Below are 11160 nucleotides of genomic sequence, written 5' to 3'. Positions count from 1 at the left end.
TGATTCGGGGGTCGGGATTCGGGATTCGGGATTCGGGATTCGGGATTCGGGATTCGGGATTCGGGATTCGGGATTCGGGATTCGGGATTCGGGATTCGGGATTCGGGATTCGGGATTCGGGCAAGGAGTGTGGCTGCCTCGGTTGGGGTGTCAATACCCCGAATCCTGAATCCCGGTTGCTGAATCCCGGTTGCTGAATCCCGAATCCCGAGCCCCGAACCCATGCCCACCCTCTATCTCAACGGCGAATTCCTCGCACCCGAACGGGCCATGGTCTCAGTCATGGATCGCGGCTTCCTGTTCGGCGACGGTGTCTATGAGGTGATCCCGGCCTATGGCGGCCGACCTTTTCGCTTGACCGAACACCTCCAGCGTCTGCGCAACAGCCTGCACGCCATCCGCATGCCCGAACCGATGGACGACGCCCAGTGGCGCGTGGTACTGGAGGAGTTGCTGCGGCGCAATCCGGGCGCGGACCAGTCCATCTACCTGCAGGTCACGCGCGGCGTCATGGCCAAACGCGATCACGCCTTCGACGCCTCACTCACACCGACCGTGTTCGCGATGGTCAGCCCCATCGCGCCGCCCGGTCCGGCAGTTGCGAACGACGGCGTGCGCGCGATCACCCTCGACGATATCCGCTGGCAGTCCTGCCACATCAAGGCGATCACGCTGCTGCCCAATGTGCTGCTGCGCCAGGAGGCCATCGACCGCGGCGCCGTCGAGGCCATTTTGATCAAGGACGGTCACGCCACCGAGGGCGCGGCCAGCAACCTGTTCATCGTCCACAACGGCCGGCTGATCACACCGCCCAAGGGGCCGCGCCTGCTGCCTGGCATTACCCGCGATCTGATCCTGGAACTGGCGGCCCACCACGCCATCCCCTACCGGGAGGCCGACATCCGCGCCGAGGCGCTGCTCAGCGCCGATGAGATCTGGCTGACCAGCTCCACCAAGGAGATCCTGCCGGTCACGCTGCTGGACGACCGGCCCGTCGCCGACGGCAAGCCCGGTGCGCTGTACCGGCGCATGAGCGAGCTGTATCGTACCTACAAGGAACAGGTGCGCGTCGGCGCGGCGGAATGAATCTCCGCTAGCCACGAAACCCGTGAGCATCGCCAAAGGAAAATCCAGCCACGGAATCCACGGAACAACACGGAAAAAATTCACTCTGTAAACCCAGGATCAGCACCTGCAGGTTGGTTCCCGGGCTTTATACAATAAGCCTTTTTCCGTGTTGTTCCGTGTGCTTCCGTGGCCAAGAGGGGTTGACGTACGCACCATCAGACTCCGAACCCTTTTTGCCCCCCACCCCATGAGCCGTCCGATGTCCGAATCCGAATCTCTGCTGCAGTTCCCCTGTGACTTTCCGATCAAGGTGATCGGCCACGGGCATGGCGACTTCGAGGTCGAGGTGGCGGCGCGGGTGCGTGAGCATGCACCCGATCTCGGTGAGACCGCGGTGCGCAGCCGCGCCAGCCAGGGCGGCAAGTATCTCGCCGTGACCGTCACCGTGCGTGCCATCAGCCAGGCACAGCTCGATGCGATCTACCGCTCGCTGTCCGACTGGGATCGGGCCCTGATGGTGCTGTGAAACAAATATTCTGGGCCACGGAATCCACGGAACGACACGGAAAGCATGCAATGCCTGAATCCAGGAAATTCATCCCGCGGCTTGATTTCCAGGCTTTTACAATGAGCCTTTTTCCGTGTCATTCCGTGGATTCCGTGGCCATTTTTCCGGGACACCGGCCTAAGTAAGTGCCAATCCGCTCTGCCCCTTTTCTGGAAATCCACCGCCTCGGCCACGCCGAGTACGAACCGACCTGGCGTGCAATGCAGACCTTCACGGCGGGGCGGGGCGCCGACACGCCCGATGAACTCTGGCTGCTGGAGCACCCGCCCGTCTTCACCCTGGGCCTCAACGCCAAACCCGGCCATCTGCTGGCGCCGGGCGATATCCCGGTGGTGCCGACCGACCGTGGTGGCCAGGTGACCTATCACGGACCCGGCCAGCTGGTCGGCTACCTGCTGTTCGACATTGCGCGCCGCGGCCTGGGCGTGCAGCGCCTGGTGGGCCTCATGGAGCAGGCCGTGATCGATCTGCTGGCCGGACAGGGCATCACGGCCGGCCGTCGCGATGACGCCCCCGGCGTGTACGTCGACGGTGCCAAGATCGCCGCCCTGGGCCTGCGGGTGAAGCGTGGCCGCAGCTATCACGGCCTGGCCTTGAACGTGGACATGGACCTGGAACCGTTTGGCCGCATCAATCCCTGCGGCTATGCCGGCCTGCCAGTCACCCAACTGCGCGACCTGGGCATATCCCTGGACCTGGACGCGGTTTCCGAACACCTCGCGTCACACCTCACCCGCCTGCTGGGGTAAACTCCGGGTCCGTTGAATGTTTTTGAACCGCCCAGAAAACCTGGGGAACCGCCAAGACGCCAAGAGCGCCAAGATGTTTAAACCGCCAAGACACCAAGACGCCAAGAAAACTTGATGAAAAATCTTTTCTGGTTTTTCACCTGATCAATATTTGGCATTCTTGGCGTCTTGGCGTCTTGGCGGTTCCCCCAGGTTTTCTTGGCGCCCTTGGCGTCTTGGCGGTTCCAGGATTGGTAGTAGCCAATGACCGACCACGACCTCAAACACCAGCGCGGCGCCGCCAAGACGGCGCGTATTCCGATCAAGATCGAGCCGACGCTGAAGCCGGCGCGCAAGCCGGCGTGGATCCGCGCCAAGTCGCCCGCCCACCCCGAGGTGCAGCGGCTCAAGCAGATCCTGCGGGACAACCACCTGCATACGGTCTGCGAGGAGGCCTCCTGTCCGAACCTCGGCGAATGCTTCGCTCACGGTACGGCGACCTTCATGATCATGGGCGACATCTGCACGCGGCGCTGCCCATTCTGCGACGTCGCACACGGCCGCCCCGATCCGCTCGATCCCGAGGAGCCGGCCAATCTGGCGCGCACCATCCAGGCGATGGGCCTGCGCTATGTGGTCGTCACCTCCGTCGACCGTGACGACCTGCGCGACGGCGGTGCCCAGCACTTCGTCGATTGCATCGGGGCCATTCGCGAACGCAATCCGACCACGCGCGTCGAGGTGCTGGTGCCGGACTTCCGCGGCCGCATGGACCGTGCCCTGGAGATCTTCCGTGCCGCCCCACCGGACGTCTTCAATCACAATCTGGAAACCGTCCCGCGGTTGTACCGGCAGGCGCGCCCCGGCGCCGATTATGCGTGGTCACTGGAACTGCTCAGGCGCTTCAAGGCCGAGCACCCGCAGGTGCCAACCAAGTCGGGCCTGATGCTGGGTCTGGGCGAGACCCTCGAGGAGGTCGAACAGGTCATGCGCGACTTACGCGCGCAGGACTGCGACATGCTGACGCTGGGGCAGTACCTGCAGCCCAGTTTGAACCACCTGCCCATCGATCGCTTCGTCCACCCCGAGGAATTCACCCGCCTCGGCGAGATCGGTACCGCGCTCGGTTTCGGGCATGTGGCCAGCGGCCCGATGGTGCGCTCGAGCTACCATGCCGACCGGCAGGCGGCCGGCGCGGGCATCGACGACCTCGCCCCGTAGGACCGCACCGCGACGACATCCCACTTGATCGCCAGCCAGGCGCCGCCGCGCTGGTGTTTGAGGTCGTGGCCGGTCATTGGCTACTACTACCAATCCTGGAACCGCCAAGACGCCAAGGGCGCCAAGAAAACCGGGGGAACCGCCAAGAACGCCAAGACGCCAAGAATGCCAAATATTGATCAGGTGAAAAACCAGAAAAGATTTTTCATCAAGTTCCCTTGGCGTCTTGGCGTTCTTGGCGGTTCAAACATCTTGGCGTCCTTGGCGTTCTTGACGGTTTAAACATCTTGGTGTCCTTGGCGCCTTGGCGGTTCAAACATCTTGGCACCCTTGGCGCCTTGGCGGTTCCCCCAGATTTCCTGGCGGTTCAAAAAATTCATTCAAGAACCGGGCGGCCTCCTCCGCACCCGTGGGCACCGGTAGCGGCGGCACGGGCTGCGCCCACAGTCCTTCCAGGGCCGCGCGCAGGCGGCCTGTCTCCAGCGCCTCCCGCGGCACGGCGGCGCAGCGCCCGTGCCGTTCCAGCCAGGCGGCGAGACAAGCTTCCTCGGGCCAGTCGGGGCGGGATGTGTACAGCAGGGGGATGCCGTTGCAGGCGCACTCGGTGACCGTACCGTAGCCGAGCTTGCCGAGCAGTGCGTCGACCGAGGCCAGCGTATCGACGAAGCTCAGACCCAGCGCCTCGAAGGCATGCATATCGGGGCGCTCGATGCCCCAGGCCTGGGGCACGATCCAGGTGATGTCCGGATCGACCGGCCAGGCCTGCAGCGGCAGGCGCAACGGGATGCCGCCGTGCGCGATCATCACCAGGCGTCGCTGTCCGGCGCTACCGAGCCGCTCGCGCAGCTGCTCACGCCGCGGCTGGCCGAGCTGCGCCAAGGGTCCGATGGAGCGCACATTACCCAGCTCCGGCATGGCCATGGAGGGCGCAGGACAGAGGAAATGCCGCGCGGAGGCGTAGGCCGCCTGCATGGCGGCGAGCACGGCCGGCGCCTCGGGGCGTGTACTGAAATAGTGGCGATAGATGCCGGCCCAGTTCAGCGAGCACAATGCCAATGCCGGCAGACCGAGGCGTGCAGCGGCCGCCAGCGGCAGATAGGGCACGTTCGCCAGCAGCAGGTCCGGTGCGACCGCCTCCAGGCGCGCACAGGCCGCATCGACCTGGGCCGGCCAGTGTGCGTGGAGGGCGGCGTAGGCATCGGCGCTACGGGAACGGTCGACGTCCAGCGCCGAGCTCATGTGCATGCCGAAATCCGTCCGCCAGTCGATCAGGGTAAAATCGTCGCCGATGCGTTCGGTGAAAAAGGTCCGCGGCAGGCCGGTGAGCAGCGTCAGCCGCAGGGCCGGCAGGCGTGCCCGCAACGCCGCCAGCACGGTCGCAGTCTGCGCCCCGTGTCCGTAACCGTGGGAACTGATGGTGACTGCCAGATGCATGGGCCGCGCTCAGCCCCCCGCCGCGACCAGCTGGTAACGTTCCATCAGATAGCCGAGGCAATCCTGTCGGATGATGCGCTCGTCCAGCGTGAACATGGACGGCATCAGCGAGCGGCGGGTGCGCAGCTCGCCGTCTGCGACGGTGAAGAAGCGCCCGGCGACGTCCCGACCGAGCTCGTCCCAGGCCTCGAGCGGCGCGCCATGCGCGCCTGCGACCCAGCCCAGGCGCGTGCCCGCCGGCAGCTCCCGGAAATTGAGCCGATCCAGTTCCGGGATCAGGCGCAGATCATGCGCACCAGCGCCGAACCCGAAGCGTATCCCGTCCGGCACCTTGACGATCGCGACGGTGTGGAACAGATCGATGTCGTGCGGTGCGACCGGCTGCACGGGGATCTCGGCGAGATGCAGACAGGCATCGATGTAGTCGCGCGCGTGTTCCACGCCGTGTGCCTGACCAGTCTGGCCACACTCCACCGTCACCGCCGGACACAACGGTGACAACGCCAGCGATTGCACGCCACGCGGGCGCGTGAAATACACCACCGTGCGCGAGAACAGTGTCGCGAGGTGCAGGTAACGGTAATCGACGCGGTTGACACAGGCATAATGCGGGTTGATGCCGGTATTGTTGTGGATGTCGAGGCTGGCGAAGGGACGCCGCCGCTCGAGGTCCTCGACGATCATCCGCATCATGCGCTGTTCAGGCGTATCCCCCGGCTCCCCGCCGGGCCAGACGCGGTTGTAATCCGGCTGCCCATCCAGCCGCCGCAGGCCGAGCTCGGCCGCCGCGACATTGCCGAAGAAGACGCTCAGTGCGCGTGGCAGACCGCGCTCACGGTAGCGGCGCAGCAGCTCGCGCACGGCGAAGTAGCCCGTGTCCTCGTTGCCGTGCAGCAGCACCGAGACGAACAGCGGTTCGGGGCGCCGTCCCGGCAGATGCAACAGCGTCGGTCCGCCCAGCAGCCGCCGCAACTCGGCGGGTCCGGCATCCACAAGCCCCGCCGGCGGTGATTCTAGGGTATTCAGCATGGAATCTCGTGCCCTGTCCGCGGCCTCGCCGCGCACGCATTGCGTACCCAGGGACTATATCCGGTTCGACACATCCCCGGCCAACGGCACGGCCAGCGGGCTGCAATGCACCTGCAATGTACGTGCGGCAGGCGTATAGTGACGGCCGTTCCCGGCGCTCAGGCCGTGCGCCCACCGCACCTTCCACAGGAGAGCTCATGACCTCCGATTCCCACAGCCATTGCACCAGCCAAACCACCGATCGGAACACCACCAGCCTGCAGGCGGAGCTCGACCAGCTGGTCGGCCGCTACACGCGCACCTTGCCCGATGATGTGCAGGGAATCCTGCGGACGGCGATACAAGAGCTGACACAATCCGGTATCGCGGAGGAATGCCTCCGTGTCGGCATGCGACCACTGGATTTCACCCTGCCCAACCAGCACGGCCAAGCCGTCAATCTGCACGCGACCCTGGCCGAGGGTCCGGTGGTGATCTCCTTCTTTCGGGGCCTCTGGTGCCCCTACTGCAGTCTGGAACTGGGGGCACTGCAGCGGGCGTTGCCGGAGATACGCGCCGCCGGCGCGACCCTGCTGGCGATCTCGCCGCAGACTCCGGCACAGTCCACCACTACGGCCGCGCAGCTCGCACTGCAATTCGACGTGCTGAGCGACGCACATAATCGCGTCGCCGCCTCCTTTGGCCTGGTGTTCTCACTGCCCGAGATGCTACGTCCCATCTACCGGAACTTCGGCATCGACATCCCGGCCTGCAACGGTGACGACAGCTATGAGTTGCCCATGGCGGCCACCTATGTGCTGGACCGCGACGGTCTGATCCGCCTGGCATTCGCCGACACCGACTACACCAAGCGTCTGGATCCGGCCCAGATCATCGCCTGCCTGCAGACGCTGTGAGTCCCGGTGTATCGACGCCGCGTCACAGCCCCCACTCGTGCACGGGCCGTCCCGTGGCTGCGCGTTCCTGGTAGGCAAGCGTCAACCCCTCCCAGTCGCGTCCGTACCGTGCCACATAGGCACGCTGCCAGGCCGCACCGTTGCAGGCGTTCGTCAGCCGCCCCTGAATGATACCCAGAAACCGGTCGATGTCGGCGGCGTCCAGGGCCAGCTGTTCCAGGCCGCGCCGTGCCATGGGCAGGAGTTCGTCCAGCAGCAGCGTACGCACGGCACCGCGCCGACCGCCGGTCCATTCGATATGCGCGTCGAGGCCATCGCGGGCGGCAGCATAGAAGTTGTCGCGCGCGACCGGGAACGGCAGCAGCTGACTCGGCGGCACCGCGCCCGTACCGAGGAACTGCATCAACCCGAAGAACAACGCTGCATTGGCGATCGCATCGACCGGCGTCGGCCCCGCCGGCACCACCCGATGTTCGATACGCAGATGCGGGGTGCCGTCGCTATCGAAGCCGATCAACGGGCGGTTCCAGCGCCAGACGGTGCCATTGTGCAGGCGCAGATGGGCGAGCACCTCGGGCGGCTCCCGGCTCGCTATCGGCAGCAACACGGGAAAATGCTCGAGGTTCTCCTGAAAGCATTCGAACAGTGATTCCCGCACGTAACCGGAGCCGAAACTCACACGCCGCAGCGGGCCATGCGCCACGGCGGCGTAGCCGCCCGCCGCGACCGCCTGCTCGAACAGCGGAATACGCGTCTCGTCCCAGAGATCATGGCCGAACAGGAAAGGCGAGTTGGCGCTCACCGCCACCATCGGCGCGGACAGCACCTGGGCCAGATTGTAGTAGCGGGCCGCGCGCTCCGGCGCGACCTTGAGATGAATCTGAAAGGAGGTCGTCGCCGCCTCCAGCATGACGTCCCGCTGCTCGGTCCGCAGATGCTCGCGGCCATGAATCTCCAACCGCAGCGCTCGTCCACCACGCTGGCGCAACACCTGTTCGTTGAGTGCCCGGTAGCGCCGCAGGTCGGACATGCTGCCCGGACCGAGGTCGTCCTCCTGCAGGGTGGGCAGGATGCCGATGGTGAGCATGTGTGCGCCGAATTCCACCGCCGTGCGCTGACAGTGTGCCGAGATCGTCTCCAGTTCCGTCAGCAGACTGCCGAGGGCGGGGCCATGCAGGGGCTCAGGCGCGGAATTCAGTTCGATGTTGAAGCGCGCCAGTTCGGCGACCACTCGCGGATCGTCCAGCCGGGCGAGAAAGGCGACGTTGATCGGCGCTGGCCGACAGCGTGCATCGACCAGCCAGGCCTCGAGTTCGAAGCCGCCCACATCGCCGCACCCCGAGAAGGCAGCAGCACGGAACCACGCATGCAGCAGCGCCGTCTCCGCCCGCAGGCGTTCGTCGAAGGCAGCGAAATCCGCATCACTGAAGTGGCTGGTTTCGATCTCCTGACCCATGGGTCAGGTCCCCTCGGTCCGGAACTGGTGCAGGCAGCATACACCTCTCGTTCCGACCGGGAAGCCCGCGTCAGCCCCCGAGCATGCGGTCCAGTTCGGCGAGCCGTTGGGGGGTGCCGATGTCGAACCAGCGATCCTGGACATGCGCACCGCGGATGCGGCCCGCGGCCATGGCAGCGCGTAGCAGCGGCGCCAGGGGAAAGCGCCCCGGCCGGCAGCCTGCGAACAGTGCGGCCCGGTACAGACCGATGCCGCTGAAGGTCAGGCGCGGCCCCTCACAGACATGCACGCGCCCATCGTCGAGACAAAAATCTCCGGCTGCATGGTGGGCGGGATTGTCCACCAGCAGCAGATAGGCCAGCCCGTCGAACGCACGCGGCAGCCGTGCGTAGTCCAGGTCCGTCCAGACATCGCCGTTGATCACCAGAAACGGACCCTCGCCGAGCAGCGGCAGTGCCTGGAAGATGCCGCCACCGGTCTCCAGCGCACCCTCGGGTTCGGCGGAGTAGCGGATACAGGCGCCGTAACGGCCGCCATCGCCGAGGGCCGCTACGATGCGATCGCCGCGGTACGCGTGATTGATGACGATGTCGGTGATGCCGGCGCGCACCAGCGCCTCGAGGTGATGCTCGATCAGTGCCTTGCCGCCGGCGCGCAGCAGCGGCTTGGGGGTGACGTCGGTGAGCGGCCGCATGCGCTCGCCGCGGCCGGCGGCCAGGATCAGGGCGCGCATGGATGCGATAGCGGCGCCTGCCGATGTCTCAATTACCGAACTCGAGCCGCTCGATGAAACTCTCCAGGGCCTTGGCCGCGCAGGCCGCGTCCAGATCGCCCCCCGGCGCGCCGCTGACGCCGACGGCGCCGATACGGTAGCCGCCTGCCTCGATGGGCAGACCGCCCTCCATCACGATCAGGCCGTCGATGTGATTGAGCTCGGGGCGGATGTCTTCGCGGTTCTTGCGGAACTCGCCGGAACCGATGCCGGACATCACCACCATATTGGCCTTCTCCTCGGCGATCTGCAGCGTGAAGCGGCTGGCCAGGTCATCGCGCAGCGCGGCGCGCACAATGCCGAAGCGGTCCACCACCACCGCACTCGTCTGATAACCCTCGTCGCGACAGACGCGCACCGTGGCGGCGGCGATGTCGAGCGCGAGATCCATGCCGATGTTGCGCTCGGTCAGCACATCGATGGCCGCGGCCGGTGCCGTGGCGGCGGCCAGCAGCGCTGCGATGGAAAATCTCCGTAGTGTCTTAATGTTCATCTGTTTCATCCTCCGTTCGTTGCACCCGCCGGGGCGCTGGCGGGTACCGTTGCCAGTCGTGCGATGACATCCCGGGCGAGATCGTCCAGGCCTGCCAGTTCCGGATAGCGTCCGGCCACGTCCACCACATAGCTCAGTGTGCGCGGGATGTCTCCAAGATAGCCGGGCTTGCCATCGCGCTGCCAGAGGCGCGCGAAGATGCCGGCCGCCTTGAGATGGCGCTGCACACCCATCCAGTCGAACCACTTCAGGAAGCGCGCCGCATCGGCCTGCCCCGGCCGCAGCACGCCGGACTGCAGCGCCAGTTCCCGGTAGCCCAGCGCCCAGTCCTCGACCCGCGCGCGCGGCCAGGCGATGTAGCAATCGCGCAGCAGCGAGACGAGATCGTAGGTGATCGGGCCGATGACGGCATCCTGGAAATCGAGGATGCCCGGATTGTGGTGCGGCGTCACCATGAGGTTGCGCGAATGGTAGTCGCGGTGCACGCACACCTGCGGTTGTGCCAGCGCGGACTGCGCCAGCGCCGTGAACACCCGCTCCAGCAGCGCCGCTTGCGCGGCATCGGGCGCCAGGCCGAGATGCCTCCCGAGTAACCAGTCGCAAAACAGTGCCATCTCGCGCCGCAGCAGCGACTCGTCGTAGGGCGGCAGTTCGCCGGCCTGCGGTCCCTGCGCCTGGATCACCAGCAGGGCGTCCAGCGCATCACCGTACAGGCGCTCCACGGTGCCGGCATCGAGCGCCTGCAGGTACTGCACCTCGCCGAGATCGGATAACAGATAGAGGCCACGCCCCACGTCGCGACGCAGTACCTCCGGTACGTTCAGGCCGATTTTCAGGAACGCGGCGCCGACCGTCAGGAAGGGGGCCATATCCTCCTTGCCGGGCGGTGCATCCATCACGATGAAGCTGTCGCCACCGACGCTGATGCGGAAGTAACGGCGGAAACTCGCATCCGCCGAGGCCGGCCGCATGATCATGTGTGTGAAGGCCGCATCCTCGCGCAACCAGTCTTCGATCTGCTGCAGACGTTGGGGCATTCTCGACCCTTGAGCGGTTTCCGGGACCCCGCCGATGCGGCCCTGCGAGGCACCCCATGAAGCGGAGAAAGTGATTGAAGGAAAAGCCATTCTATGCGATTTTACGGGGCGCCGGCCAGGGCCGCGGGGGACCTCCCGGTGCCCCCGCAGGCGAGTCGGACAGCGCGCGGCCACAGCGCCGGTCGCGCCAACCATGTGACGCGCTCAGCCCGCCGCCGCCCCATGCCGCAGGGCGACCGATGGGCGCAGCAACAAGACGCAGCGCGAGGAATGAACCATTGTGAGTGAACGATCCCTGCTAGCGGCGCTGATTGCCGGCCTCATCCTGCCGCCGACCGCCGCTGCGCAAGCGACCTGGGATTGCCGTCCCGACCCGCATGGCGGCTGGCAGTGCCATGCCGCAGCCGGTGATGCAGAGACCGGCGCGGCGGTCGCAGCCCCAGCCCCTGCCGCCCCAC

12 protein-coding genes are annotated in these 11160 nt (G+C 66.0%); 6 read left to right on the top strand and 6 right to left on the bottom strand.

What is annotated here, in order from left to right; all coding sequences use genetic code 11:
• Nucleotides 1-222 precede the first annotated feature (222 nt).
• From K8I04_12005 to K8I04_11985, 5 genes are all read left to right on the top strand, one after another.
• Nucleotides 223-1086 carry a D-amino acid aminotransferase gene (locus K8I04_12005; protein ID MBZ0072435.1) on the top strand — a complete coding sequence of 288 codons (864 nt, stop codon included), beginning with the start codon at nucleotides 223-225 and terminating at the stop codon, nucleotides 1084-1086.
• Between the two features lie 241 nt (nucleotides 1087-1327).
• Nucleotides 1328-1594: a DUF493 domain-containing protein gene (locus tag K8I04_12000; GenBank protein ID MBZ0072434.1), complete on the top strand. Its 267-nt coding sequence runs from the start codon at nucleotides 1328-1330 to the stop codon at nucleotides 1592-1594.
• Nucleotides 1595-1785: 191 nt separating this feature from the next.
• Nucleotides 1786-2385, top strand: coding sequence for a lipoyl(octanoyl) transferase LipB (gene lipB, locus K8I04_11995; protein MBZ0072433.1), 600 nt, complete (start codon nucleotides 1786-1788; stop codon nucleotides 2383-2385).
• A 243-nt stretch (nucleotides 2386-2628) separates the two neighbouring features.
• Nucleotides 2629-3585, top strand: a complete 957-nt coding sequence (gene lipA / locus K8I04_11990) for a lipoyl synthase (protein ID MBZ0072432.1) — start codon at nucleotides 2629-2631, stop codon at nucleotides 3583-3585.
• A 24-nt stretch (nucleotides 3586-3609) separates the two neighbouring features.
• The gene (locus K8I04_11985) at nucleotides 3610-3867 is read left to right on the top strand and encodes a hypothetical protein (GenBank protein ID MBZ0072431.1); all 258 of its coding nucleotides are present in this window, start codon (nucleotides 3610-3612) and stop codon (nucleotides 3865-3867) included.
• A 30-nt stretch (nucleotides 3868-3897) separates the two neighbouring features.
• Here K8I04_11985 and K8I04_11980 read toward each other — a convergent pair whose 3' ends face one another.
• Together K8I04_11980 and K8I04_11975 are read right to left on the bottom strand one after the other, a co-directional pair.
• The gene (locus tag K8I04_11980; protein MBZ0072430.1) at nucleotides 3898-5019 is read right to left on the bottom strand and encodes a hypothetical protein; all 1122 of its coding nucleotides are present in this window, start codon (nucleotides 5017-5019) and stop codon (nucleotides 3898-3900) included.
• Nucleotides 5020-5028: 9 nt separating this feature from the next.
• Complete coding sequence (locus tag K8I04_11975) at nucleotides 5029-6048, bottom strand: succinylglutamate desuccinylase/aspartoacylase family protein (GenBank protein ID MBZ0072429.1); 1020 nt, start codon at nucleotides 6046-6048, stop codon at nucleotides 5029-5031.
• A 197-nt stretch (nucleotides 6049-6245) separates the two neighbouring features.
• Between K8I04_11975 and K8I04_11970 the strand changes: the two genes are divergently transcribed.
• Nucleotides 6246-6944: an AhpC/TSA family protein gene (locus K8I04_11970; GenBank protein MBZ0072428.1), complete on the top strand. Its 699-nt coding sequence runs from the start codon at nucleotides 6246-6248 to the stop codon at nucleotides 6942-6944.
• 22 nt (nucleotides 6945-6966) lie between these two features.
• On the opposite strand, the gene K8I04_11965 is transcribed toward K8I04_11970, so the two are convergent.
• From K8I04_11965 to K8I04_11950, 4 genes are all read right to left on the bottom strand, one after another.
• Complete coding sequence (locus K8I04_11965) at nucleotides 6967-8400, bottom strand: glutamate--cysteine ligase (GenBank protein MBZ0072427.1); 1434 nt, start codon at nucleotides 8398-8400, stop codon at nucleotides 6967-6969.
• 70 nt (nucleotides 8401-8470) lie between these two features.
• Nucleotides 8471-9133 carry a nucleotidyltransferase family protein gene (locus tag K8I04_11960; GenBank protein ID MBZ0072426.1) on the bottom strand — a complete coding sequence of 221 codons (663 nt, stop codon included), beginning with the start codon at nucleotides 9131-9133 and terminating at the stop codon, nucleotides 8471-8473.
• A gap of 28 nt (nucleotides 9134-9161) precedes the next feature.
• Nucleotides 9162-9665 (bottom strand): heme-binding protein, encoded by a 504-nt coding sequence (locus K8I04_11955; GenBank protein ID MBZ0072425.1) that lies wholly within the window; start codon nucleotides 9663-9665, stop codon nucleotides 9162-9164.
• A 5-nt stretch (nucleotides 9666-9670) separates the two neighbouring features.
• Nucleotides 9671-10702 (bottom strand): phosphotransferase, encoded by a 1032-nt coding sequence (locus tag K8I04_11950; GenBank protein ID MBZ0072424.1) that lies wholly within the window; start codon nucleotides 10700-10702, stop codon nucleotides 9671-9673.
• Nucleotides 10703-11160 lie beyond the last annotated feature (458 nt).

It is taken from the genome of Gammaproteobacteria bacterium (genome assembly GCA_019911805.1).
In the GTDB taxonomy this organism is placed as follows: Bacteria; Pseudomonadota; Gammaproteobacteria; order Thiohalobacterales; family Thiohalobacteraceae; genus JAHJQQ01.
The sequence above is the reverse complement of the archived record's forward strand: the minus strand, read 5'-3'. Positions and strand labels throughout refer to the sequence as shown.